Raw genomic sequence first — 23,939 nt, 5'->3', positions numbered from 1 at the left:
TGCTTGGTTGGGATCGGATTTTCGCATCAGAGGCGTGTCGTATCCGGACCTTCGTGTCCGGACCTTCGTGTCCGGATCAAAGCGCCAGGATCAGGGCCAGAATCGACAGCACCAGCAGTGCCATGCCGAAGATCTCACGCCGAGTCACCACCTCCTTGAACACCACCAGCGAGGCCAGCAGGGACAGCAGCAGCTCCACCTGCCCCAAGGCCTTCACATAGGCCGCGTTCTGCAGGGTGAAGGCGAGAAACCAGCAAAACGAGCCGCCCATGCTGGTCAGCCCCACCCAGACCGCCACCCGGCGTGCCGCCCAGACCCGGGCGATCTCGCCGGGGTCGCGGACGCCTAGCCAGGCCAGCATCATCGCCGTCTGCAAGCAGACCACCACCGCCAGCGTCACGGCCGCGCGCAGCACCGCGTCGGGCTCCTGCAATTGCAGCGACGCGCCCCGGTAGCTGACCGCGGAGAAGGCAAACAGCACGCCCGAGCCAAGCCCCAGCAGCGGCGCCCGTCCGGTCAGCTGCCGCCACAGGCCCTTGGGGCCATCCTTGGTCTTGGACAGCACCAGCACCGCCGCCAGGCCAATCAGGATCGCCACCCAGCCCAGCGTAGAGACCTCATCGCCGAGCACCACCAGGCCGACGATGGCGGTCTGGATCACTTCGGTCTTCTTGAAGGTAATGCCGACGGCAAAGTTACGCGCCTTGAACAGCGCCACAACGCAGACCGTGGCAAGGATCTGCGACAGTCCCCCGACGATGGCAAAGCCCCAGAACGGCCGCGAGAGGGCCGGCAGCGCCGCATCTGTGGCCGCCACATAGGCCCAGAGCAGCAGCAGGATCACCGGCGCGGAGTAGACAAAACGCGAGAACGTCGCCCCCGCTGCGCTCAGTGTGACCGCGCTCAGGACCTTCTGCAGCATGAAGCGCAGGGTCTGGAATGTGGCGGCGGCGAGGGTGACGGGAATCCAGAGCGGCATTGAATGACCTTTAAGGTATACTATCGCATACCGACCCTATGCGCCCTTACTCCGGAGATTTCCAGAGCGGATGTGGCACCGGATCCTTGGCGCGGACGGCGAACTGGCGGAACACGCTGGCATAGCTGGCCAGCACATAGCCGTCATTGCGCGCCTGAAACCGCGCCTGATGGCGTTTGTAGAGCGCCGGCAGCTGGTGCCAGGCTACGCCGGGGTAGAGGTGATGCACAATGTGCAGGTTGTTGTTGAGGAACAGAAACCCCAGCACTGCGCCCATCAGGCCACGGGACTCAACAATTGCCGTGCGGCCATGCATGTCCTCATGGGCGCGGTGCTCCAGATAGGTACGGATCTTCAGCACCGAGAGGCCGAGGTAGGCCGCGCAGAGATAGGCCAGCACCGGCAGCGCCGACAGCGACACGATCCACAGGACCAGCGCCGTGCCCAGCGCATGCAGCCCCCAGTCGCGCAGGATCCCGCGCTGCCCCCGGCGCACCAGCGTCCAATCCTCCTGCATGAAGGAGATCTGTCCGATCACCGGCCCGATCACCATGCGCCCCAGAAGCGTGTTGTTGACCCGTAGCAGACGCTGGCGCCAGGCGGGCAGCCGGGCCCAGACCGCGGGGTCGTGAAAATTGCTTTCCGGGTCATCATAGGGATCGGTGAGGTCTTCGTCCTGATGGTGCTGCAGGTGGGTGTCGCGAAAGCGGCCATAAGGCACCGCAAGATTGAGCGGCAGAACCACCAGCGCCTCGTTCAGGCGGCGGCTGCGGAACGGGTGGCCATGCAGCACCTCGTGACAAAGCGAGGAATGCAGCGCCACCATCCCCCCCGCCAGCAGCACCGCCAGCAGATGCGAGACCTGCGCCAGGCCAAAGAGCGCCCCGCCCCAGACCAGGTAGCAGGCCAGGATCAGCGCAAACGTGCCCCATTCCGGGTGACGCGGCAGCGCCGCATGGGCCTCGGCCGCGTCCGGTGTCAATGCCACCTCCAGCGGTGTTTCGATCCGGTCCGACACATCCGCGACAGCCTGAGCCGCAGCGATCTGTTCCTCTTCGGTCAGATCACGCATGACGCCGCCCGCCGACCCGGCCCCAGGAAATCCGCGCCCAGACCCGCTCGTAGATCAGATAGCAGGTAAAGCCGATGGCGGTGTTGATCGCCGCCATCACCCCACCGGCGGTGGCCGAGCCGGTCGCCAGAAATCCCACCAGCGTCATCGAGATGAGCCCGATGACGTTCCACACAATCGCCTTCACGAGGGAGCGCCCACGCGTTTCCATACTGCCTCCGATTTTTTTGATCTGGGGTCAGGTTAGATCAACGGCAGGCTGTGTAGAATTCCGTATGTGATTAACAAAATCCATCAACGGTGATATATGTCACCACATGAGAGAAAATATCGACAAACGTTTGCGTGCCGCACAGTTCCGAGAGCGCCTGAACCGCGCCCTGCGGGAGAGCAATCTCAGTCAGAGCGCATTGGCCCGGGCCACTGATGTGGATCGCTCCACTATTTCGCAGCTGCTGACAGATGCGGGCGCGCGATTGCCCAACGCCCATGTGGTCGGCGCCTGCGCGACGGCCCTTGGCGTGTCGGCGGACTGGCTGTTGAGCCTATCGGATCGGCCCGAGAGTGCGGCCGAGCTGCTGGCCTCTTCGATGTCGATGACCGAAGCGCCCCGGGCGCTGGTGGATGAACGCATCTACGAGTGGCACCGCGAGGCGGCAGGCTACAAGATCCGCCATGTGCCCGCGACCCTGCCCGACATGCTGAAGACCCGCGCGGTGCTGGAATGGGAATACGCGCCGCATCTGGGCCGCACCGCAGATCAGGCGATCGGCGCCTCGCAGGATCGGCTGACATGGATGCGGCAGGCGGGCTCCGACTATGAGATCGCGATGCCGATCTATGAAATCGACAGTTTTGCCAAAGGGGTAGGATACTACGAGGGTCTCTCTGCCGAGATACGGATCGAACAGCTGGAGCATCTGGAGCAATTGACGACGCAGCTCTATCCGCGTTTGCGGATTTATCTCTATGATGCCAAGCGGCTGTACTCCTCGCCGCTGACCATCTTTGGCCCGTTGCTTTGTGTCTTCTACGCCGGCAGCCATTACATGGCGTTTCGCGACCGAGAGCGGGTGGAGACCTACACCGGCCATTTTGATCGGCTGGTGCGCGAGGCGTCGATCACCGCGCGGCAGATGCCACGCCGGGTGGGCGCATTGCGGGCACAAATAGACGAAAAGACCTAAGCGCGCGCCTTATCGTCCTGTTGGCCGGGCTATGCAGCCCTCAGCCGGGCATGCCACTCGCGGCATCGGCATCCGTCACCCAGACCTCGGCCCCGGTGGCAGCAGGGCCCGCCGCAATGGCGCGCCCGATCCCGGACGCGCCTGCAGTCACAAAAACACGTATTAGCGCGGCGCGCCGATGGCGCGGCCCAGCCCGTCGGGCGCGGGCAAGGCCGCATGCGCCGCCGCAATCCTGACCAGATTGGCCTCGATATGCGCGGCGGGCGGTGCGGAGCGACGGGTCTTGAGGTCCACGTGCAACAGCATATGCTCCCCGGTCGCCAGCAGGCGGTCGCCCTCGAACATCTCGTGCCAGATGTGCATCTTCTTGTCTGCGCCCATGATGACCTGCGTTCTGACCTGAATGGGATGGCCCGCGTGCACCTCGTCGATATGGCGGATGTGGGTCTCGGCAGTGAAATAGCTGCCGCCCGAGGCGATATACTCGGCGTCGCAGCCGATGATCTCCATCAGCCGGTCGGTGGCCTGAGCAAAGGCGTCGAGATAGCGGCTCTCGGTCATGTGGCCGTTGTAGTCGGTCCAGTCGAGCGGCACCGTGCGGCTCTGGGTCAGGATCGGCTGGGTGATATCTGCCACGTCGTCGATGCTGCGGGCCAGCCCCGCCGCCTGCATGCGCGCGCTGTCATGAGCGTTCTGCAGGGCACCCGCGCCCCAGTCATTGGCGCCCAATGCGCGCATCATCCCCACGAGGTTGTCGTCGCGGATGCGCTCCAGCTCACGGATCGAGTGATGGCCGGACTGCGCATCGGACTGACCGGCGATGAGGTCCACCAGCTCGTCGTTGTATTCCGGCACATTCATCAGCTTGGTCCAGGGCCAACTGAGACAGGGGCCGAACTGTTCCAGGAAATGCTTCATCCCCGCTTCGCCGCCCGCAACCCGGTAGGTCTCAAACAGGCCCATCTGCGCCCAGCGGATGCCAAAGCCATAGCGGATGGCGTTGTCGATCTCCTCGGTGGTGGCGATACCGTCCTTGACCAGCCAGAGCGCCTCGCGCCAGACCGCCTCGAGGAAGCGATCTGCCACATGGGCGTCGATTTCCTTCTTCAGGTGCAAAGAATACATGCCGATGGCGCTGACGATCTCCTTGGCCTTGGCGATAATCTCCGGGCTGTTCGCCTCGGTGGTGACCACCTCAACCAGCGGCATCAGGTAGACCGGGTTGAAGGGATGCGCGACGACGATCTGCGCGGCGTTGGTGAACCCCTCCTGCAGCTGAGACGGCTTGTAGCCGGAGGTCGACGACCCGATCACCGCATCCAGCGGAACATGCGCCTGCAATTCGCCATATACCTTCTGCTTCAGGTCAAGCCGCTCCGGCACGCTTTCCTGCACCCAGTCGACGCCCTGAACGGCTGCCTCGATGGTGTCGTGAAACGTCATCGCACCCTCAGCCGGCAGGGCGACATTGCCCAAACCCGGCAAAGCGCGGCGCGCGTTGTCCATCACCTCCGCGATCTTGCGCGCGGCCTCCGGGTCGGGATCAAAGACCCGCACGTCCCAGCCGTTCAGCAAGAAGCGCGCGGCCCAGCCGCCGCCGATCACACCACCGCCAATGATTGCAGCCGTTTTTGTCATTCCGTTGGTCCTTAGTTCTGCGGCACCATTTCAAGGGCGCCAATGTCATAGCCATTCTTGCGCAGGACCGATTTCGCCTCGGTCAGTTTGTCTGCGCTGATCTCGGGCGCGCGGGCCAGAATCCAGCCCTGCTTGCCGTTCGGAGTTCCAACCACGGCGACCTCATACTCCGCATCCACATCCAGCACCCAGTAGTCGCCCCAGGTGAAGGGCAACAGCCGGAGCCAGGACACGAAGTTCACCTCCAGCCGTCCCGGTCCCGCGACGCGGGCGACCCCTTCTGCCGTATCAAGCGGACCATTGAGCCCTTCTCGGTAACAGCGGTTCACCACGTCGATCCGGTCATCGTCGCGCGCAGAGTACTGCGCGGTGACGCCCTCGCACCCCATCTCGAAGTTGTTGGGGAAACGGGCAATCTCATACCAGGTGCCCAAGTACTGCGAGAGGTCAAGGTCTTCTTCCACAGTCATCACGACGGACGTGTCGCGATATCCATCCGCCACCGCTGCGGTGCTGACGACAGTCAGGCAACAGGCAGTGGCAAGCAGGGTGCGGATCTGATGACGGATGTTCATGAACGGGACCTCCGGGGATCTGGGTTTGAGTTTGGTATCAAGACCGAAACGCCCATGCCCCGGAGAGAGTTCCCATGTCGTCGCTGCTTACTTCGCCACAGGCGCCTGTTTGGTCAGACCAAGCCGCGTACGCACCTCTGCCGGGGTGATCACCCGCGCACCGAGGTTGGAGATGATGGTGCCAGCACGCTCCACCAGCTGCCAGTTCTCCGCCAGCACGCCCTTGTCGAGGTAGAGATTGTCCTCCAGCCCGACCCGCACATTGCCGCCCGCCAGCACCGAGGCGGCCACATAGGCCATCTGATCGCGCCCCAGGGAGAACGCCGACCAGTTCCAGTCGTCGGGTACATTGTTGACCATCGCCATAAAGGTGTTGAGGTCATTCGGCGCGCCCCACGGCACCCCCATGCAGAGCTGCACCAGCGCGTTCGCCTCAAGGACGCCATCCTTCACCAGCTGCTTGGCATACCAAAGGTGGCCGGTGTCAAAGGCCTCGATCTCCGGCTTCACGCCCAGATCCGTCATCATCTTGCCCATCGCCTGCAACATGCCGGGCGTGTTGGTCATCACATAGTCGGCCTCGGCAAAGTTCATGGTGCCGCAATCCAGCGTGCAGATCTCCGGCAGGCACTCGGCCACATGGGCCACCCTTTCGGTGGCACCAATCATGTCGGTGCCCTCGGCCTTGACCGGCAGCGGCTTCTCGACGCCGCCAAAGGTGATATCGCCGCCCATTCCGGCGGTGAGGTTCAGTACCACATCGGTGTCGCTGTCGCGGATCCGGTCGGTGACCTCGCGATAGAGTCCAAGGTCGCGCGAGGGCGCGCCGGTTTCAGGATCGCGCACATGGCAATGCACGATCGCCGCCCCGGCCTTGGCCGCAGCGATGGCGCTGTCGGCGATTTCTTTCGGCGAGCGGGGCACATGCGGGCTGCGATCCTGGGTGCCTCCGGAGCCGGTCACGGCGCAGGTGATAAAGACCTCGCGGTTCATCGAAAGCGGCATTTTTGATTTTCCCTCTGATGTACAGGGTTGTGCCACGGGTTATCCCCAGGCTTCTCCCCGGATTCCAATTTGCGCTGATCCTGACTCTCGCTCAGCCTTGGCCGCAAGAGTTTACCTTAAGCGAATCGAAGTTGATGAAATCCGCAAAAAACATACTCCAGCCGGAGAACCGCCCGCTCAAGACCGCCGTTCTGGTGATGGACGAGTGCAATACGCTCTCCTTTGCCGCCGCGGTTGACCCGATGCGCGCGGCCAATCGGCTGGCCGGACGCGCGGCCTTCGATTGGGACTACATCAGCGCCACATCCGAGCCACCGATGCTGACCTCGGGCCTCACGGTGCCGACAACGCCGCTGGCGCGGCTCGATGGCTGCGATCTGCTCATCGTCGTGGCCGGGTTCCAGCTGGCCCGCCACGCCACCCCGAGCCTGCTGGCCGGTCTGCGCCGCATTGCCGGCACCGGCGCCACCATCGCAGGGATCGACGGCGGGCCATGGTTGCTGGCAGAGGCCGGATTGCTGGATGGCCACGCAGCCACCACCCATTGGGAAGACCTGGAGAATTTCTCCGCCCGCTTTCCCGACATCCACTGCCGCACGGATCGCTTCACCGTCTCGGATGCACGGCTGACCTCCGGTGGGGCCACGCCGGCGATCGAGATGATGCTGCATATCATCAGCGCCCGCCACGGCCACGGCTTTGCATCTCGCGTGGCAGGCCTGTTCCTCTATGACGGCATCGCCTCGCCCCAGCGCAGCCAGAGCCGTCTGGGCCATCACAAGCACAATGCGCTCACCGCCAAGGCCAATGCGATCATGGAATCGGCGCTGGATGATCCCAAACCCCTGGCGGAAATCGCCGAGGTGCTGGGCACCAGCCCGCGCAGCCTGCAGCAGCAATTCCGCCTGCGCCTGAACACGACGCCGCAGGACCACTACCTGCAATTGCGTCTGGCCGAGGCCCGCCGACTGGTCACCGACACCAACCTGCCCCTGATGGAGATCGCGGTGGCCACCGGCTTCACCTCGCAATCCACCTTCGCGCGCGCCTTCCGCACCGCCCATGGTCTGTCAGCGCGAGAGCTACGTCAAAGCGGAACCGAGACAGCCTTTGCAGGTTATCCCGTGATGCAGGCCAACAGCCACGCCAGCCACAGCACCAACTAGAGCCTCCCCCGCTCTTCATCTTTTCAAAAATATCTCGGGGGTGAATTGCCCCCAAAGGGGCAAGAGGGGGCAGCGCCCCCTCCCCTCGCTCAATACGGCATCGGATGCGCGCGATGCGCCAAATCGATCGCCTCCAGCACCTCCGCGCTCAGCTCCAGATCCGCCCCCTCCAGAATATGTGCCAGCTGATCCAGATCGGTCGCGCCAAAGATCACGGACGCCATGAACGGCCGCCTCCGGCACCAGGCCAGCGCCATATGTACCGGGTCCAGCCCGTGATCTGCCGCTATCCGAAGATAGGCCGCAACCGCCGCCTCGACCCGGTCGGACTGACGCCCCCCCATGGTCTCGTTGATCGACTTGCGAGAGCCTGCAGGCACCGCGCCGCCCTGATATTTCCCGGTCAGATAACCCGCCGCCAAGGGAGAGAAGGACAACAGCCCCACATCCTCGTAATGGCTCAGCTCTGCCAGATCAGTGTCATAGAGGCGGCACAACAGCGAGTATTCGTTCTGGATCGACGCCACGCGCGGCCCTTTACCCTGTTCCGCCAGCCGCAGCCATTGCGCCGTGCCCCAGGCGCTTTCGTTCGAGAGGCCAAAGGCGCGGATATTACCCTTGTCCACCTGCGCTTGCAGCGCGCCAAGGCAGTCTTCCATATCCGCAATGACCTGTGCGCGATCATAGCTTGAGACGGTCGGGTCGTAGGTCCAGTTCTTGCGGAACATATAGCTGCCGCGGTTGGGCCAGTGGAACTGGTAGAGATCGATATAGTCGGTCTTCAACCGCCTCAAGGACGCCTCGACCGTTGCCCCGATGGTCTGTGCCGTGATCGGCGCCCCGTCGCGCGCGACCGAACCTTCGCCCGAATGTTTGGTGGCCAGGATATAGTCACCCCGCCGCCCGGTCTTTTCATTCCAAGTGCCGAGGATCTCCTCACTGCGGCCCAGCGTCTCCAGCCGGATCGGGTTCACCGGATACATCTCTGCGGTGTCGAGGAAATTGATCCCCGCCGCCAGCGCCATGTCGATCTGGGCATGGGCATCCGCTTCCTCGGTCTGGGTCCCATACGTCATGGTTCCGAGGCACAGCTCCGATACCTTCATCTCTGTACGGCCAAGCTGGTTCATCTTCATTGCATGGTCTCCTGCAGTCCTGTTCGGTGCGGACCCTAGTCGGACCAGACGGCAATGCAAGCAACTGCATGCCCGAGAGGACGCCTGTCGTTAACCATCGCTTAGGATTTTGACACCTCAAGATTGTACGCAGTGGTATACTGTCTAGGCAACTCCCGAACCATAGGAGGACACTGATGACGTTTATTTCCACCAAGAGCTACCAGGATCTCGTGGCCGAAGCAGAGGCGGATATTTCCTTTGTGTCGGTCGAGGACGCCCTGGCGATGCACGACAGCAAGAATGCCGAGTTCATCGATCTTCGGGTTTTTCGCGAGCTGGAGAAGACCGGCGTAATCCCGGGCGCACATTCCTGCCCGCGCGGCCTGTTGGAATTCTGGCTTGATCAGGACAGCCCCTTTGCCCGCGATGTTTTCTCCCGAGAGGCGGTGTTCATCTTCTATTGCGACAATGGCTGGCGCTCGGCGCTGAGCACCCGCATCGCCGCCGACATGGGGTTGCAGAACGTGCTCTGTCTGCGGCTCGGTCTTGACGCCTGGATGGACGCACAGGGCCCGATGACGCCCTATCACTGGTAGACCCGGCGCGCCCTTAGATCCTGTAAGGAATGCGGTTTTCCCGCCGTCATGAAGGCCGATGCCCTGTGATCGGCGGCATGACAGCCTGCCTTAAACACCCGCAAGTCACACCCAGTCTTCGGCTGTCGGGCATCCAGACGTCGGACAAAACCGCGCCGCATCGGCCACATTGCAAGAAAAACGACAGTCGCTGTCGAAAACACAACTGCAGCCGCGGGACAGGCCCCTATGGTCGGGTCTGTCATGCGCACGATCCTATCCTTCGCCGCCCTCTTCCTGTCCGTCATCCTGCTGCAGCTCTCTACGGGCGGGGTTGGCCCGCTGGACGCATTGTCCGGCGCTGCGCTGGGGTTTGACAACCGCCAGATCGGCCTTTTGGGCTCGGCGCATTTCCTTGGATTTTTTATCGGTTGCTGGTGGACGCCGCGGCTGATGGGCCGGGTCGGCCATTCGCGTGCCTTTGCGGTCTGCACCGCATTGGGCGCGATGGGGTTGCTGGCGCATACGCTGACCGAAAACCCCTATGCCTGGGCAGCCATGCGCATCGCCTCCGGCCTCTGTGTGGCGGGCTGCTACACGGTGATCGAGGCCTGGATCAACGCCAAGGTCACCAATGAGAACCGCGGCCGGACCTCAGGCCTCTACCGGATTGCCGATACCGGCGCTTCGCTTGCCGCGCAGCTGCTGATCGCCGTGCTGCCTCCGGCGCATTATGTGTCCTACAATCTGCTGGCGATCCTGTGCTGTGCAACATTGCTGCCGCTGATGATGACCCGCGCCAGCCAGCCCAAGATGCCCGCGGCTGCGCGCTTGCGGCCGCGCCTGGCCTGGCGGTGTTCTCCGCTTGGTGTGGCCGGGGTGCTTGTCGCCGCGCTCAGCGGTGCCTCCTTCCGCATGGTTGGGCCGATCTATGGCCAGGAGGTCGGGCTCGCGGTGGACCAGATCGCATTTTTCCTGGCCGCCTTTGTTCTGGGCGGCGCGCTGGCACAATATCCGATGGGCTGGCTCGCGGATAAATTCGACCGGCGCTGGGTCCTGATTTGGCTGTCGGGGGTATCGATCATCTCCTGCGCCATCACCCTACCGGCCAGCAGCGGCGGCACCGGGGCCATCATGCTGTCGGCCATGCTGTTTGGCCTGACGACCGTGCCGATCTTCTCGGTCTCTGCCGCGCACGCCAATGACTTTGCCACCTCGGAGGAGCGGGTGGAGCTGTCGGCGGCCTTGATGTTTTTCTACGCCACTGGCGCCATTGCCGCGCCGCTGGTTGCCTCGGCGCTGATCGAAGCCTTCGGCCCCGGAGCGCTGTTTGCCTTTGTTGCAGTGGGGCATGCGGGCTTGATCGCCTTTGGTCTGGCACGGATGCGCGCCCGCGCCGCGCCCGAGGAACGCACCCGTTATGTCTATGCGCCGCGCACCTCTTTCACCATCGGCAAGATGCTGAAGCGCGCCCGCGAAGGACGGCAATAGCCGCGCCGTCACGCATGTACGCCGCCAACAGGGGCCGCGTGTGCCTGTTGCGATGTCTCGTAGCTCCCAGGAATATGCGGGCATGTCTCGGGTGTTGATCCCGCGCGTGCGGCGGGCCGCGATGCCAGAGCGCCGCCCCAACTTGCGGCAGATTCAACGCTTTCTTCACATCGCCTCATAACATGGGGTTTTCGTACAATGCCGCATGGGATAGACGGACGGCCAGACAAGCGACGTGGATGGACGATATGGCCCGAATTCTGATCACCTCTGCACTGCCCTATATCAATGGGATCAAGCACCTTGGCAACCTTGTGGGAAGCCAACTGCCGGCGGATCTCTATGCCCGCTACAACCGGGGTCGCGGCCATGAGGTTATGTTCCTCTGTGCCACCGACGAACATGGCACCCCCGCCGAACTGGCTGCCGCCAAGGCGGAAAAGCCGGTGGCGGAGTATTGCGCCGAAATGCACGCGGTACAGACCGACATCGCCAACCGCTTTGGCCTGTCGTTTGACCACTACGGGCGCTCCTCCAGCCCGCAGAACCACGCGCTGACCCAGCATTTCGCGGGCAAGCTGGCCGAGGCCGGGCTGATTACCGAAGTGTCTGAAAAACAGGTCTATTCCAACACCGATGGCCGCTTCCTGCCAGATCGCTACATCGAGGGCACCTGCCCCAACTGTGGCTTTGAGAAAGCGCGCGGCGACCAATGCGAGGAATGCACCAAGCAGCTGGACCCAACCGACCTGATCAATCCGCGCTCGGCAATATCCGGCTCCACCGATCTGGAAGTGCGCGAGACCAAGCACCTGTTCCTGCGCCAGTCGGCGATGCGCGACCAGCTCGACCAATGGATTGACAGCAAGAAAGACTGGCCGATCCTGACCACCTCGATCGCCAAGAAATGGCTGCATGACGGCGACGGCCTGCAGGACCGTGGCATCACCCGTGACCTCGACTGGGGCGTGCCGGTGAAAAACGGCGATCAGGACTGGCCGGGCATGGAGGGCAAGGTCTTTTACGTTTGGTTCGACGCGCCGATCGAATATATCGCAGCCGCCGGCGAATGGGCCGAGGCCAAGGGTCTGGGCGACGACGCATGGCAGCGCTGGTGGCGCACGGACAAGGGCGCGGAGGATGTGAAATACGTCCAGTTCATGGGCAAGGACAACGTCCCCTTCCATACGCTGTCCTTCCCGGCGACCATTCTCGGCTCCGGCGAGCCGTGGAAGATGGTCGACCACCTGAAGTCCTTCAACTACCTGAACTATGACGGCGGCCAGTTCTCCACCTCGCAGGGACGCGGCGTGTTCATGGATCAGGCGCTGGAGCTGTTGCCGGCGGACTATTGGCGCTGGTGGCTGCTGAGCCATGCGCCCGAAAGCTCTGATTCCGAATTCACCTGGGAAAACTTCCAGCAATCGGTGAACAAGGATCTGGCCGATGTTCTGGGCAACTTCGTCTCGCGCATCACCAAATTCTGCCGGTCCAAGTTTGGCGAAGAGGTGCCCGCAGGCGGCGCATGGGGCGAGCAGGAACAGGCGCTGATCGACGAGCTGACCACCCGCATCGGCGCCTATGAGCGCCACATGGAAGCGATGGAAGTGCGCAAATCGGCGCAGGAATTGCGCGCGATCTGGGTCGCGGGCAACGAATACCTGCAGTCCGCCGCGCCTTGGTCGATGTTCAAGACCGATCCCGAGCGCGCCGCCGCGCAGGTGCGTCTCGGCCTCAACCTGATCCGTCTTTATGCTGTGCTGTCGGCGCCCTTCATTCCCGAAGCCTCTGACCGCCTGTTTGCAGCCCTCGGCACCGAGGATCGCAGCTGGCCCGAGGACGTCGCCGCCGCGCTGGCGGCCCTGCCCGAAGGCCACGCCTTCACCGTGCCAGAGGTGCTCTTTGCCAAGATCACCGACGAGCAGCGCGAAGAGTGGCAGGACCGCTTTGCCGGGGTCCGCAAGGACTGATCAACCGGATCGAAGACATACAAAGACCGCCCATTGGGGCGGTCTTTTTCGTTTCAGGGATCACGCCACGCCGGGCCGGAGCGACGCTCAGAGCGTGACCGTCGCACCTTCACCGGGCATGAGCAGGCTCCAGTGCGGGCCCGCTGCTGCATGGTGCGCCTGCAGCACCTCCGGCCCCTCCTGATAGAGCGCATAGGTGGAGTGATGCACCGGCAGCATCGCCTTCGCGCCGACCTGCGCGGCAAATTCCATCGCCTGCCCACCATCCAGGGACAGCTGCCCCAGCGCGCCGGTGCCGCCAACCGCGCCGATATGGGGGATGAACAGATCCGGGGTCTCCTGCTGCGACAGGGCCTGTGCGACCGGATCGACCAGGAAGGTATCGCCCGCCCAGTAGATCCTCTGCACGCGGCCAGACCGGCGCACCTCGATCATGTAGCCATTGCCCAGACCCAGCATATCCGCGACCTGCGGGTTCTGCGAATGGATGGCTGGCAGCGCGGTCACCCGGACCTCACCATCAGGCGCGTTGAAGTGCCGGGTGCTGCCATGGCGCAGGGCCTGCGCGGCAAAGCCCTTGTCACGCAGTGCGGCCGTGTCATGTTCGGGCGCCAGCAGCGGCAGGCTCCGATCCAGCCAGGCCTGCGCCTTCTGGTCAAAGTGGTCCTCATGGGCATGGCTCAGCAACACCAGATCATAGGTTTGCCGCGCCAGCCCCGGAAAGGGCGTCAGCCGCGCATGGGACTTGATGTTGGGCCCTTTGGTCAGGTCAAACATCTCGTTCGGATCGCCCATGACAAAAGCCGCCACCCCCTCGCCCAAGCAGGGATCGGTCAGGATACGCAGGCCCGCCGCGTCGATCTCCATCATCGCGCCGCCCAGCCACCGCACCGAGATCAACGGGGCCGCGCCGCGCACCGTGGCAGGCAGCAGTCCGGTCGCCATGGCCGCAGCAGCAGAGGTTTTTAGAAGTGTACGTCTGTTCATCTGGTCCTCCAAAATCTGATGATCTGCACATACCTCCTCGCACTTGAGCGAATAATCGGAATAATATCGGACAGCTTAAACGAGATTATCGCGCAATGAATGATCTTCAGAACATCGAGACTTTTGCCGAAGTGGCGACCCAGTTGAGCTTTGCGGCGGCGGCCCGGCGGCTCGGACTGCCCCCTTCCACCGTCACCAGCCGCATCCGCGCGCTGGAGCAGAGCCTCGGCGTGCGGCTTCTGGACCGCACCACCCGCAGCACCGCGCTCACTGCAGAGGGCGCGCTGTTCCTCGACCGGTGTCGCCTCGCCCTGTCGGAAATCGAAACCGCCCGCGCGCTGGTATCATCCACCCAGAGCGCCAGCGGCCCGGTGCGCCTGTCCGTGCCCACCGCCCTGCCCATGGACCGGCTGGCGCAGGTGACCGCGCGGGTTCTGGACCGTCACCCAAACATTCACATCGACATCACGGTAGAGGATCGCCCTACCGATTTTGTGCAGGATGGCGTTGATATCGCACTGCGGGGCAACCGGCCGGGCAGCGCCAATTTGATTGCGCGGCTGCTGTCGCAAATGCCCGTGCGTCTGGTTGCGCCGCCGGGGCGGTTGCAGGACGAGACTCTGCCGGTGCTCGGCCCACTCAGCCGCCACCTGCCAATGCCGCGCCGTGCCGGACGGGCCTATTGCGAATCGTTTAGCCTTGCCCGCCATCTGGCGTTGGCTGGCATGGCGCGGGCGTGTTTGCCGCTGTCACTCTGTGAAGAGGACGGCAAAACCGGCGCACTGGACCTCGGGCCACCGCCCGCAGGTGTCGAGGCCCAGCTGGGCCTCTACCTCGTGTATCAGGACCGGCGCCACGTGCCGCAACGGGTGCGTCTGGTGATGGATGCGCTGATCGAGGCGTTTTCCGCTGCTGTTGCCTAGCCGTCGGTCATGCGCGTCAAAATGCATCCGTTCTCCTCGGTTGGACACCCGGCTTGCGGACGCCGGCTTTCCTTTTCCTTAGCAAAATTATCAGATTGACATATCTGACCAAATAAATCAGGAATAAGCCAATCCAGCCAACCTGTTCCTGACACAGGCCAGCCGACAACCCGAACACTGCGTCCCGCACATGTTGAATCTACCTGGCCACATTCCGTCGCATACCGACCACGAAGCAGATCGACTGCCGCTGCCAGAGCTGTGGTCCGACGTCCTTTCTGACGCCCTCCCTGCGCAGGTTTTCTGCCTTGAATGGCTGTTCGACACGGCGGAACAGAAACAGAGGCTTGCCCGATGAGTAACTTGAAACCGATTTCCCAAGCAGACATGGCAGCCGCCGCACAGCCTGAAACCTACCCGACCTACCACGCCGAGGACCTGACCCGCGGCGGTGTACAGGCGCGCATTCTTCTGAACGGTCAGATCTATTCCCTGCGCATCACCCGCGCGGGCAAGCTGATCCTGACCAAATAATATTCACCCCGGCCCATTTTGCGCCGACAACTCACTTCCGTCCAACGAGGATCCCATTCATGAAAACGCCGCTTCTCACCGGTGCCGCCCTTCTGGCTTTGACCGCAGGCACAACGGCTGCTTTCGCCGCTTCCAAGGCTGAGGTTCTGACCAACTATGCCAATATCGCCGAAGCCAAGTATGAAGACAGCCTGATCACCGCCAAGGCCCTTCAAGCTGCGGTTGATGCGCTGGTTGCCGAGCCGTCTGCAGAAAACCTCGAGGCCGCGAAACACGCCTGGCTGGCGGCGCGCGTCCCCTACCAGCAGACCGAAGTCTATCGTTTTGGCAACGCCATCGTGGACGACTGGGAAGGCAAAGTGAACGCGTGGCCGCTGGACGAAGGGCTGATCGACTATGTGGATGCCTCTTACGGCGGTGCCACCGACGAGAACGCCGCAGCCGCACTGAACGTGATTGCGAACCCCGAGTTCAGCCTTTCTGGCAAGGCCATTGATGCCTCTGACATCACGCCGGAACTGCTTGGCGAAACCCTGCATGAGGCCGACGGTGTCGAAGCGAATGTGGCCACTGGCTACCACGCCATCGAATTCCTGCTCTGGGGTCAGGATCTGAACGGTACCGAGCATGGCGCTGGCGACCGCGCCTGGACCGACTATGCCGCCGGTGACGACTGCACCAACGGCAATTGTGACCGCCGTGGCGCCTACCTGAAGGCCGCAACCGACCTGCTGGTGTCCGATCTTGAGTGGATCACCGCACAATGGGCCGAAGACGGCGAAGCGCGCGAAACCGTACTTTCGGACGAGAATGCAGGCATCACCACCATCCTGACCGGCATGGGCTCGCTGTCCTACGGCGAACAGGCGGGCGAGCGGATGCGCCTTGGCCTGATGCTGAACGATCCCGAGGAAGAGCACGACTGCTTCTCCGACAACACCCACAACAGCCACTACTATGATGGTCTGGGCATCCAGAACGTCTACCTTGGCGAATATGTGCGGGTGAACGGCGAAGTTGTGTCCGGTCCGGCGCTGGCCGATCTGGTCGAAGCGGCTGACGCAGAGCTGAACGCAGAACTGACCGGCAAGCTCTCCACCACCATGATGAAGCTGGGCCGCATCAAGACGGCTGCCGAGGCTGGCTTCTCCTACGACCAGATGCTGGCGCAAGGCAGTGAAGCGGGCGAAGCACTGGTCATGGGTGGCGTCGATGCGCTGGTGGACCAGACCCGTTCGATCGAACGTGCCGTGGCCGTGCTGGACCTGAGCGATGTGGCGATCGAAGGATCCGACTCGCTCGACAACCCGACGGCGGTTTTTCAGTAAATCGTAAACCGATCATCTAGATCGAAACAGGAGCCGCGCCCCGCGCCCGGCTCCTGTTGTGCTTTGACCCTCTCGCATGCGCGGTGACACGCCTCTTCACGATTTCCTGAGCGTTTCAGTCTTGTTTGATCTTGAAAACTAATTCTTTTAGTCAGATATTATCACGAGCAAGTAGCCTACAGAATCTCTTAGGATCGGCGCCCCGTCATGATCATCTGCCACTGCACATCAATCTCGGATCACGACATCCATGCAGCCATTGACTGGATGCGGGCGTCTGACCCGCAAACCATTATAACGCCTGGAAAAATCTACCGCGCACTCGGCAAGAAGGCGGATTGTGGCGGCTGCATGTCGCTCTTTCTGGACACCATGCGCGCCAACGCTAAGGTAAGTGTACCTGCGCATCTGCAGTCCCTACGAACAGCCATTTCTCCGGAGAGCAATTATGAAGGGCGACCCCAAAGTCATCGAATATCTCAACAAGGCACTTAGGAGCGAGCTGACAGCCGTCAGCCAGTACTGGCTGCATTATCGCCTGCAGGAGGACTGGGGCCTTGGTCACATGGCCAAGAAGAGCCGCGAGGAAAGCATCGAAGAGATGAACCACGCGGACAAGTTGATCGACCGGATCATCTTCCTCGAAGGTCACCCCAACCTGCAAACGCTTGATCCGCTGCGCATCGGCCAGTCGCCCAAGGAAACCCTGGAGTGCGATTTGGCCGCAGAACAAGAGGCCCGCGCCCTCTACAAGGAAGCGGCCGAGTACTGTAGGACCAATGGTGATTTCGTCTCTGAAGACCTGTTCAAGGAGCTTCTGGCGGACGAAGAAGGCCATATCGATTTCTTGGAGACACAGCTTGAACTGCACGACCGCGTTGGCGCCGAAAACTACGCGCATCTCAACGCCTCCAAGATGGACGAAACCGAGTAACTCGACCCCTGTTCTGGGTGCGGCCCTCATTTTGGTGCTGGCCGCACCGCTCCATGCGACCGACCGCGTTGCCGTTCCCGATGGCCTTGCGGAGCCGCATCTCTCTTTCCTGCCTCGCACCAAAGACGAAGCCAGCCGCATTGCGCGCGTCACCGCACCTGCGCGCGACTTCACCGCGCCTGAGCCGTTTGAGGAAAATCCCGCCGGGGCCGCCACCCTGCCCCATCGCGACGACCGCGAGGCCTTCAGCACACCGCCGGTAAACCTGACGTTTGAACAAGGGCTTGAGTTCCGTCTGGGCGAGGCCTTGTTTGACAAACTCTGGGTGTTTTCGCCCGCCTCCACCCTTGCCTCAGACGGGCTTGGTCCGGTCTATAACGCCCGCGCCTGCCAGCGCTGCCACATTCGAGACGGGCGCGGCCATCTGCCCGAGGGGCCCGACTATCGGTCTGCATCGGCCTTTCTTCGGGTCTCCATTCCAGGCCCGGTGCCCCCTGCGTTGCGCGCCGTTCCCGACTATATCGGCATGTCGCCAGACCCGACCTATGGCTGGCAACTGCAGGACTTCTCTGCCCCCGGTATCAAGCCCGAATACCGCCTGTCTGTGACCTACACCGAGGAGGAGATCCCCCTAAATGTCGGTGAGGTCGTCCGCCTGCGCAAGCCCTCGTTTGAAGCCACCGCGCTGAAATACGGCCCCCTGCATGCCAAGGCGATGCTCTCGCCCCGCGTGGCCCCGCCGATGATCGGCCTTGGCCTGCTGGAAGCGATCCCCGCCGCCGATATCCTCGCCCTTGCCGATCCGGACGATCTCGACAGTGACGGGATTTCGGGGCGTGCAAACCTCGTCTGGTCCAAGGAATTTGATCAGGTCATGCTGGGGCGTTTTGGCCTCAAGGCCGGCACCGCCACCATACACGAACAATCCGCTGCGGCGTTTTCCGGCGATATCGGCATCTCGACACCGCTGTTTCCGCAGCCCTATGGCGATTGCACTGCCCTGCAGGACGCCTGCCGCAGCGGGCCACACGGCGATGGCGACGTGCGCGTCACCGAGATCGACCAGCCCAATATGGATCTGGTCACCTTCTACAGCCGCAATGTCTCGGTGCCTGCCCGCCGCGATCTGAACGCCCCCGAGGTGCTGCGCGGCAAATCCGTGTTCTATGACAGCGGCTGTGCCAGTTGCCACCAGCCCAAATTCGTCACGCACCGCCTGCCGGACCGCCCCGAGCAGAGCTTTCAGCTGATCTGGCCCTATTCCGACCTGCTATTGCACGACATGGGCGATGGCCTTGCTGACAACCGACCCGAAGCGCGCGCAACCGGGCGCGAATGGCGCACCGCACCGCTGTGGGGGATTGGCTTGACGCAGCAGGTCTCGGACCGCGCCAGATTCCTGCACGATGGCCGCGCCCGCACCCTACTGGAAGCGATCCTCTGGCACGGCGGCGAGGCACAAGCCGCCCGCGACACCGTCGTCGCCCTGCCCCCCGCTGATCGCGCCGCCCTCATCACCTTTCTGGAGTCTCTTTAATGTCTGTCTTGTCTCGCCTGACCTCGACCGCCTGCGCCCTTGTCGCCCTCACCGGACTGGCCCGCGCCGATGCACTGACGGATGCGGTGGTCGACCAGCATATCTTGCCGACCTACGAGCGTCTGGCCACCGAGACTGCGGAATTTGCGACCCTCACGGAAAGCGACTGCGCCCCCACATCCGAGGCCGTGCGCACAGCCTGGGGTGAGGCCTTTGATGCATGGGTGGCGGCCAGCCATCTGCGCTTTGGCCCCTCGGAGGCCGACAACCGCGCCTTTGCCATCGCGTTCTGGCCTGACAGCCGCTCCAAGACCCCAAAGGCCCTGCGCGGCCTGCTGTTGGACAGCGACCCGGTGGTCAACACGCCTGAGGATTTCGCCACCGCCTCGGTCGCGGTACGCGGGTTTTATGCGCTGGAGTATCTGTTTTACGACCCTGCCTATGCAGATCTGGCCTCCCCGGATTACGCCTGCGCCGTGGTGAAGGCCGTCGCCCAGGATCTGTCGCAAAACAGCGCCGCCATCCTGACCGACTGGCAAGAGGAGTACGCCGAAAAACTCCGCCATCCGGATGAGCGCTACCGCAGCGATGAAGAGGCGCATCAGGAGCTGTTCAAGGCGCTGAATACCGGGCTGGAAATCCTTGGCGATATGCGCATTGGTCGCCCGCTTGGCACGTTTGACAATCCGCGCCCCAACCGCGCCGAGGTGCGCCGTTCTGGCCGCTCCCTGCGCCATTTGGAACTCCAGCTCGACAGCCTGCGCCAGCTGGCGCTGCTTCTGTCGGATGGGGACGCGGAGCTGTCGCAACATCTGACCCAAGTTTTCGACAAGGCCGACCGCCACGCTGCAAACCTCGCGGATGACCCGAGCTTTGCCGGGGTCAGTGATCCGCAACACCGCTTCCTGCTGGAGACACTGCAACAGGATGTGCGCGCGATCAAAGACATCGCGGCGTTGGACCTTGGCCCCCGATTGGGGGTGGAGGCCGGGTTCAACGCGCTGGATGGCGACTGACCCGACGCCCTCACGCCCCTTTTTTTCGATCACGGACAGGAGTTTTCAAATGCCCTCTCGACGCGGCTTCATTGCAGGCCTCATGGCCAGCAGCATGGCCCCTTCCGCCACCTGGGCCGACGCGGGCGCGCCCGCCTATCTGTCTGCGGGCAAGGACGAGTTGGGGCTGTTTGTGGTTGCGGGTCTGTCTGCGGCGGGCGAGGTGCTGTTTCGCCATTCCCTGCCCGACCGGGGCCATGCCGCCAGCGCTCATCCCACCCGCCCCGAGGCGGTGGCCTTTGCCCGCCGTCCGGGCCGCTTTGCCGATGTGATTGACTGCCGCACTGGTGCCCAACTGGCGCGACTGGAGCCACCGGAGGGCCACCATTTCTATGGCCACGGCGTGTTCTCTCCGGAAGGCGAGGTGATGTACACAACTGAAAACGCTTATGAAAACGGCGAAGGCATGATCGGGGTCTGGAACGCCCGCGATTACCGCCGCATCGGCCAGTTTCCCTCCGGCGGCATCGGCCCGCATGAAATGCGTTTGCGCCGTGACGCCCCCGGCCTTGTGGTTGCCAATGGCGGCATCGAGACCCACCCGGATTCGGGCCGCGCCAAACTGAACATCCCGTTCATGCGACCCAACCTCAGCTATCTGAGCCTGTCTGGCGAGATACAGGAGCAGATGGAACTGCCCGCTGATCTGCACAAGAACTCCATCCGCCATATCGCCGTGCGCAGCGATGGCACCGTGGGCTTTGCGATGCAGTGGCAGGGCGATCTGGGCGCCGATGTGCCCATTGTGGGCCTGCATTTCCCCGGCGAAACGCACCGACTGATGGGGGAGGACGACCCGCGCCTGCGCAATCTCAGTGGCTATGGCGGCTCCATTGCATTTTCCGGCGATGAGACGCAGGTCGCAGTGACCTCGCCGCGTGGCGGTGTGGTGCAAGTGATGGACTGTGCCAGCGGCGCGCTGGTGGCAGAACACGCGCTGGCAGACGTCTGCGGCCTGGCCACCACCCGCGCGGGCTTTCTCGCGAGCACCGGCACCGGCGCCGTGGCCCGTATCGGCACGCAGGTCGAAACTCTCGCCACCGCCCCCCTGGCCTGGGACAACCATCTGATCCCGCTGGTTTGAGAGCACGAAGGGCGACCCCCGACCTCGGGTGGGGGTGAAGCCCCCTCCCGTGGGGGAGGTCGGGGGCTGCCCGGCCCTTGTCCGGGCGAACCTCAATCCAAATGCGAAGCGAAAGCCCTTTGCGCATTTGCGCAAAGGGCTTTCGCTTTACACCCTCGACACATCACAACGAAATCCGCACGTGACAAAACGCGTGCCATTCGCTATGCCTGACCACGAAAAGGAAAGCCGATGGACGCAAGCGACCGCCAAAACGAAATCCTCTCCCTGCTCACAGCGCAGGATCGCGTCGAGGTCGAAGACCTCGCGCGCCGCTTTGGTGTGTCTTTGCAGACCGTGCGCACCGACCTGCGCGACCTGTCGGCGCGTGGCCAACTCAGCCGGGTGCATGGTGGCGCGGTGCGCATCGCCTCTGCCGCCAATCGCGGCTACGGGGAACGGCGCAGCCTGAATGCCGCCGGCAAACGCGCCATGGCGGTGCTGGCTGCCGATGTGATCCCGGAGAATTGCTCCATCGCGCTGAATATAGGCACCTCCACCGAACAGGTGGCACGCGCACTCTCTGGCCATGCCGGGCTCACCCTCCTGTCCAACAATATCAATATTATCAATATGATGATGGACAAGGAAACACGCGATCTGATCCTTGTCGGCGGCTCTATCCGCCAAAGCGATGGCGCCATTGTCGGCGAAGAGGCGGTGGCCTTCATCAACCGCTACAAGGTCGACTATGCCGTGATCGGTGCCTCTGCCCTCGATGCGGACGGTGCCATCCTCGACCATGACGCCCGCGAAGTCTCCGTCGCCCGCGCCATCCTGCAAAACGCTCGCACCCGCATCCTGATCTGCGACGGCAGCAAATTCGACCGCTCCGCTCCGGTGCGCATCTGCGCGCTGGCGGAGCTGGATATTGTCATCACCGACCGCCCCGTACCGCCGGAATTCGCCGAGGCCGCAGCCGCCTCCGGCACCCGAATCCTCATTGCGGACGGCAACCCGGAAACCGAAAGCAGCGAAAATGACTGATACAGCTCACACCTCCGACATCACCGATCTTTTTGTCATTGGCGGCGGCATCAACGGCTGCGGCATCGCCCGCGACGCCGCCGGTCGTGGCCTGTCGGTCGCATTGGCCGAGAAGAACGATCTCGCCTCCGCCACCTCCTCGGCCTCCACCAAACTGTTCCACGGGGGCTTGCGCTATCTGGAGTATTTCGAATTTCGGCTGGTGCAGGAAGCGCTGATCGAACGCGAGGTGCTGCTGCGCGCCATGCCGCATATCTCCTGGCCGATGCGCTTTGTGCTGCCCTTCCACAAGGACATGCGGTTCGATAACACCACGCCGACATCCAAGCTGCTGACCACTTTCATGCCGTGGATGAGGGGCCGCCGCCCGGCCTGGCTGATCCGCTTGGGTCTGTTCATGTATGACACGCTTGGCAAACGCGGCATCCTGCCCGGCACCTCAACCGTTGATCTGACCACGGATGAGGCAGGCAAGCCCCTGAACTCAAAGTTCAAAAAGGCGTTTGAGTATTCCGACTGCTGGGTCGAGGACGCCCGGCTCGTGGTGCTCAACGCCCGTGATGCCGAGACCCGAGGGGCGGAAATCCTGACCCGCACCGAAGTGGTCAACGCCACCCGCCACGCCGACCACTGGGAGATCCGTCTGAAGGATCTCGCCACCGGCGAAGAGACCACGCGCCGCGCCAAGATGCTCGTGAACGCGGGCGGTCCCTGGGTGGCGGATGTGCTGCGTCAAAAGCTGGGCCAAAACAGCCGAGAGAGCGTGCGACTGGTGCGCGGCAGCCATATCGTCGTGCCGAAACTCTACGATCACGGGCGCTGCTATTTCTTCCAGGGTCAGGACGGGCGCATCATTTTCGCCATCCCCTACGAGGAGGATTTCACCCTCATCGGCACCACTGATGCGGACCATCCCGACCCAGAGACCAAGCCGGTCTGCACCGAGGAGGAACAGGACTATCTGGTTGATTTTGCGTCGAACTACTTCGAAAAACCCGTTTCCCGCGATCAGATCGTCTGGACCTATTCCGGCGTGCGACCGCTCTATGACGACGGCGCCAGCTCCGCCTCCGCCGCAACGCGCGAATATGTGCTGACCCTGGATCAGACCCAGGCGCCGCTCTTGAACGTGTTCGGCGGCAAGATCACCACCTACCGCAAACTGGCCGAGGCCGCACTGGCCAAGATCGGCGAGGCCTTTCCCGACCTCTCCGACAATTGGACCGCCGGCGTGTCGCTGCCCGGCGGCGACTTCCCGGTGGAGGATGTGGCAAAGCTGCGCGACAGGCTCGCCCGCGACTACCCGTTCCTGACGCCCTATGCCGTGCGCCGCCTGCTGCGCGCTTATGGCACCGAGGCCTGGGACCTACTGGCTGACGCCAAGGAAGAGGCTGATCTGGGCCAAAGCTTTGGCGCGACGATCACCGCCCGGGAACTCGATTGGGCGATCACCCGTGAATGGGTGCGCTCGGGCGAGGATTATCTCTGGCGGCGCACGAAACTGGGCCTGCGCTTGAACGAGGCAGAGCGCGCCGCCGTCGACACCTATATCCGCGACAGAGCCGCACGACTGGCGGCCTGACAGGTCTACCCCTGATGCCCCCTGTTGCGCGCGCCCCAGATTGATGCGCGCGCAACTCTTGCAAAGCGCATAAAAAGTATCAGCAAGACTGCCCCGTTGTTTCGCGCACGAAACAATAGGTCAGCCCTCCTGACCTGCACAGCAGAACCAAAGGGCGCAACAACCCCTTCATC

At 63.1% G+C, this 23,939-nt stretch carries 23 protein-coding genes; 15 read left to right on the top strand and 8 right to left on the bottom strand.

Annotated elements, in window-relative coordinates; genetic code table 11:
• Positions 1-76 precede the first annotated feature (76 nt).
• Genes CLV89_RS03405 through CLV89_RS03395 form a run of 3 tightly spaced genes read right to left on the bottom strand, consistent with a single transcriptional unit; the run spans position 77 to position 2,262 of the window.
• On the bottom strand, positions 77-979 hold the full coding sequence (locus CLV89_RS03405) for a DMT family transporter (RefSeq protein ID WP_106162198.1): 903 nt from the start codon (positions 977-979) through the stop codon (positions 77-79).
• A gap of 46 nt (positions 980-1,025) precedes the next feature.
• Positions 1,026-2,051, bottom strand: coding sequence for a fatty acid desaturase (locus CLV89_RS03400; protein ID WP_106162197.1), 1,026 nt, complete (start codon positions 2,049-2,051; stop codon positions 1,026-1,028).
• Entirely contained in the window at positions 2,044-2,262 is a 219-nt protein-coding gene (locus CLV89_RS03395) for a DUF2061 domain-containing protein (RefSeq protein WP_106162196.1), read from the bottom strand. Before CLV89_RS03395 ends, CLV89_RS03400 begins: the two co-directional genes overlap by 8 nt.
• A gap of 106 nt (positions 2,263-2,368) precedes the next feature.
• Between CLV89_RS03395 and CLV89_RS03390 the strand changes: the two genes are divergently transcribed.
• Positions 2,369-3,238, top strand: a complete 870-nt coding sequence (locus CLV89_RS03390; protein WP_106162195.1) for a helix-turn-helix domain-containing protein — start codon at positions 2,369-2,371, stop codon at positions 3,236-3,238.
• A gap of 162 nt (positions 3,239-3,400) precedes the next feature.
• Here CLV89_RS03390 and CLV89_RS03380 read toward each other — a convergent pair whose 3' ends face one another.
• The 3 genes from CLV89_RS03380 to bcoG form a co-directional block, all read right to left on the bottom strand.
• The gene (locus tag CLV89_RS03380; protein WP_106162194.1) at positions 3,401-4,876 is read right to left on the bottom strand and encodes a carnitine 3-dehydrogenase; all 1,476 of its coding nucleotides are present in this window, start codon (positions 4,874-4,876) and stop codon (positions 3,401-3,403) included.
• An 11-nt stretch (positions 4,877-4,887) separates the two neighbouring features.
• Positions 4,888-5,451, bottom strand: coding sequence for a lipocalin family protein (locus CLV89_RS03375; protein ID WP_106162193.1), 564 nt, complete (start codon positions 5,449-5,451; stop codon positions 4,888-4,890).
• A gap of 87 nt (positions 5,452-5,538) precedes the next feature.
• On the bottom strand, positions 5,539-6,456 hold the full coding sequence (gene bcoG / locus CLV89_RS03370) for a 3-dehydrocarnitine:acetyl-CoA trimethylamine transferase BcoG (RefSeq protein ID WP_106162192.1): 918 nt from the start codon (positions 6,454-6,456) through the stop codon (positions 5,539-5,541).
• A 134-nt stretch (positions 6,457-6,590) separates the two neighbouring features.
• Here bcoG and CLV89_RS03365 point away from each other — a divergent pair, with 134 nt between their 5' ends.
• Positions 6,591-7,622 carry a GlxA family transcriptional regulator gene (locus CLV89_RS03365; RefSeq protein ID WP_106162191.1) on the top strand — a complete coding sequence of 344 codons (1,032 nt, stop codon included), beginning with the start codon at positions 6,591-6,593 and terminating at the stop codon, positions 7,620-7,622.
• Positions 7,623-7,711: 89 nt separating this feature from the next.
• Here the strand turns inward: CLV89_RS03365 and CLV89_RS03360 are convergent, their stop codons facing one another.
• Positions 7,712-8,758, bottom strand: a complete 1,047-nt coding sequence (locus CLV89_RS03360) for an aldo/keto reductase (RefSeq protein WP_106162190.1) — start codon at positions 8,756-8,758, stop codon at positions 7,712-7,714.
• Positions 8,759-8,934: 176 nt separating this feature from the next.
• On the opposite strand from CLV89_RS03360, the gene CLV89_RS03355 reads away from it, so the two are divergent.
• The 3 genes from CLV89_RS03355 to metG all read left to right on the top strand — a co-directional run bounded on the left by CLV89_RS03355 (position 8,935) and on the right by metG (position 12,776).
• The gene (locus CLV89_RS03355; RefSeq protein ID WP_106162189.1) at positions 8,935-9,336 is read left to right on the top strand and encodes a rhodanese-like domain-containing protein; all 402 of its coding nucleotides are present in this window, start codon (positions 8,935-8,937) and stop codon (positions 9,334-9,336) included.
• A 243-nt stretch (positions 9,337-9,579) separates the two neighbouring features.
• On the top strand, positions 9,580-10,806 hold the full coding sequence (locus CLV89_RS03350) for an MFS transporter (RefSeq protein WP_106162334.1): 1,227 nt from the start codon (positions 9,580-9,582) through the stop codon (positions 10,804-10,806).
• 248 nt (positions 10,807-11,054) lie between these two features.
• Positions 11,055-12,776 (top strand): methionine--tRNA ligase, encoded by a 1,722-nt coding sequence (gene metG, locus CLV89_RS03345; protein WP_106162333.1) that lies wholly within the window; start codon positions 11,055-11,057, stop codon positions 12,774-12,776.
• 87 nt (positions 12,777-12,863) lie between these two features.
• Here the strand turns inward: metG and CLV89_RS03340 are convergent, their stop codons facing one another.
• On the bottom strand, positions 12,864-13,763 hold the full coding sequence (locus CLV89_RS03340; protein WP_106162188.1) for an MBL fold metallo-hydrolase: 900 nt from the start codon (positions 13,761-13,763) through the stop codon (positions 12,864-12,866).
• 95 nt (positions 13,764-13,858) lie between these two features.
• Between CLV89_RS03340 and CLV89_RS03335 the strand changes: the two genes are divergently transcribed.
• The 10 genes from CLV89_RS03335 to glpD all read left to right on the top strand — a co-directional run bounded on the left by CLV89_RS03335 (position 13,859) and on the right by glpD (position 23,766).
• Entirely contained in the window at positions 13,859-14,686 is an 828-nt protein-coding gene (locus tag CLV89_RS03335; protein ID WP_106162187.1) for a LysR family transcriptional regulator, read from the top strand.
• Positions 14,687-15,073: 387 nt separating this feature from the next.
• Positions 15,074-15,220: a hemin uptake protein HemP gene (gene hemP / locus CLV89_RS03330; RefSeq protein WP_243394926.1), complete on the top strand. Its 147-nt coding sequence runs from the start codon at positions 15,074-15,076 to the stop codon at positions 15,218-15,220.
• A gap of 59 nt (positions 15,221-15,279) precedes the next feature.
• Positions 15,280-16,548 (top strand): imelysin family protein, encoded by a 1,269-nt coding sequence (locus CLV89_RS03325; protein WP_106162185.1) that lies wholly within the window; start codon positions 15,280-15,282, stop codon positions 16,546-16,548.
• A 207-nt stretch (positions 16,549-16,755) separates the two neighbouring features.
• Positions 16,756-17,043, top strand: a complete 288-nt coding sequence (locus CLV89_RS03320) for a (2Fe-2S)-binding protein (protein WP_106162184.1) — start codon at positions 16,756-16,758, stop codon at positions 17,041-17,043.
• The gene (gene bfr / locus CLV89_RS03315; RefSeq protein ID WP_106162183.1) at positions 16,997-17,482 is read left to right on the top strand and encodes a bacterioferritin; all 486 of its coding nucleotides are present in this window, start codon (positions 16,997-16,999) and stop codon (positions 17,480-17,482) included. The genes CLV89_RS03320 and bfr overlap by 47 nt, the downstream gene beginning before the upstream one ends.
• Positions 17,483-17,516: 34 nt before the next feature.
• Positions 17,517-19,019: a di-heme oxidoreductase family protein gene (locus CLV89_RS03310; protein WP_106162332.1), complete on the top strand. Its 1,503-nt coding sequence runs from the start codon at positions 17,517-17,519 to the stop codon at positions 19,017-19,019.
• Positions 19,019-20,035 (top strand): imelysin family protein, encoded by a 1,017-nt coding sequence (locus tag CLV89_RS03305; RefSeq protein WP_106162182.1) that lies wholly within the window; start codon positions 19,019-19,021, stop codon positions 20,033-20,035. The genes CLV89_RS03310 and CLV89_RS03305 overlap by 1 nt, the downstream gene beginning before the upstream one ends.
• Positions 20,036-20,084: 49 nt before the next feature.
• A complete protein-coding gene (locus CLV89_RS03300; RefSeq protein ID WP_106162181.1) occupies positions 20,085-21,158 on the top strand; it encodes a DUF1513 domain-containing protein in 1,074 nt (357 codons plus the stop codon).
• A 231-nt stretch (positions 21,159-21,389) separates the two neighbouring features.
• Entirely contained in the window at positions 21,390-22,184 is a 795-nt protein-coding gene (locus CLV89_RS03295) for a DeoR/GlpR family DNA-binding transcription regulator (protein WP_106162180.1), read from the top strand.
• A complete protein-coding gene (gene glpD / locus CLV89_RS03290) occupies positions 22,177-23,766 on the top strand; it encodes a glycerol-3-phosphate dehydrogenase (protein WP_106162179.1) in 1,590 nt (529 codons plus the stop codon). The genes CLV89_RS03295 and glpD overlap by 8 nt, the downstream gene beginning before the upstream one ends.
• Positions 23,767-23,939: the final 173 nt, after the last annotated feature.

The sequence above is a fragment of the Tritonibacter scottomollicae genome (genome assembly GCF_003003215.1).
GTDB classification, from domain to species: Bacteria; Pseudomonadota; Alphaproteobacteria; order Rhodobacterales; family Rhodobacteraceae; genus Epibacterium; species Epibacterium scottomollicae.
The sequence above is the reverse complement of the archived record's forward strand: the minus strand, read 5'-3'. Positions and strand labels throughout refer to the sequence as shown.

Bases quoted from the DNA above. Each gene is read 5' to 3' on its own strand.
- CLV89_RS03405 (WP_106162198.1), bottom strand. From the start codon at position 979: ATGCCGCTCTGGATTCCCGTCACCCTCGCCGCCGCCACATTCCAGACC.
- CLV89_RS03400 (WP_106162197.1), bottom strand. From the start codon at position 2,051: ATGCGTGATCTGACCGAAGAGGAACAGATCGCTGCGGCTCAGGCTGTC.
- CLV89_RS03395 (WP_106162196.1), bottom strand. From the start codon at position 2,262: ATGGAAACGCGTGGGCGCTCCCTCGTGAAGGCGATTGTGTGGAACGTC.
- CLV89_RS03390 (WP_106162195.1), top strand. From the start codon at position 2,369: ATGAGAGAAAATATCGACAAACGTTTGCGTGCCGCACAGTTCCGAGAG.
- CLV89_RS03380 (WP_106162194.1), bottom strand. From the start codon at position 4,876: ATGACAAAAACGGCTGCAATCATTGGCGGTGGTGTGATCGGCGGCGGC.
- CLV89_RS03375 (WP_106162193.1), bottom strand. From the start codon at position 5,451: ATGAACATCCGTCATCAGATCCGCACCCTGCTTGCCACTGCCTGTTGC.
- bcoG (WP_106162192.1), bottom strand. From the start codon at position 6,456: ATGCCGCTTTCGATGAACCGCGAGGTCTTTATCACCTGCGCCGTGACC.
- CLV89_RS03365 (WP_106162191.1), top strand. From the start codon at position 6,591: ATGAAATCCGCAAAAAACATACTCCAGCCGGAGAACCGCCCGCTCAAG.
- CLV89_RS03360 (WP_106162190.1), bottom strand. From the start codon at position 8,758: ATGAAGATGAACCAGCTTGGCCGTACAGAGATGAAGGTATCGGAGCTG.
- CLV89_RS03355 (WP_106162189.1), top strand. From the start codon at position 8,935: ATGACGTTTATTTCCACCAAGAGCTACCAGGATCTCGTGGCCGAAGCA.
- CLV89_RS03350 (WP_106162334.1), top strand. From the start codon at position 9,580: ATGCGCACGATCCTATCCTTCGCCGCCCTCTTCCTGTCCGTCATCCTG.
- metG (WP_106162333.1), top strand. From the start codon at position 11,055: ATGGCCCGAATTCTGATCACCTCTGCACTGCCCTATATCAATGGGATC.
- CLV89_RS03340 (WP_106162188.1), bottom strand. From the start codon at position 13,763: ATGAACAGACGTACACTTCTAAAAACCTCTGCTGCTGCGGCCATGGCG.
- CLV89_RS03335 (WP_106162187.1), top strand. From the start codon at position 13,859: ATGAATGATCTTCAGAACATCGAGACTTTTGCCGAAGTGGCGACCCAG.
- hemP (WP_243394926.1), top strand. From the start codon at position 15,074: ATGGCAGCCGCCGCACAGCCTGAAACCTACCCGACCTACCACGCCGAG.
- CLV89_RS03325 (WP_106162185.1), top strand. From the start codon at position 15,280: ATGAAAACGCCGCTTCTCACCGGTGCCGCCCTTCTGGCTTTGACCGCA.
- CLV89_RS03320 (WP_106162184.1), top strand. From the start codon at position 16,756: ATGATCATCTGCCACTGCACATCAATCTCGGATCACGACATCCATGCA.
- bfr (WP_106162183.1), top strand. From the start codon at position 16,997: ATGAAGGGCGACCCCAAAGTCATCGAATATCTCAACAAGGCACTTAGG.
- CLV89_RS03305 (WP_106162182.1), top strand. From the start codon at position 19,019: ATGTCTGTCTTGTCTCGCCTGACCTCGACCGCCTGCGCCCTTGTCGCC.
- CLV89_RS03300 (WP_106162181.1), top strand. From the start codon at position 20,085: ATGCCCTCTCGACGCGGCTTCATTGCAGGCCTCATGGCCAGCAGCATG.
- CLV89_RS03295 (WP_106162180.1), top strand. From the start codon at position 21,390: ATGGACGCAAGCGACCGCCAAAACGAAATCCTCTCCCTGCTCACAGCG.
- glpD (WP_106162179.1), top strand. From the start codon at position 22,177: ATGACTGATACAGCTCACACCTCCGACATCACCGATCTTTTTGTCATT.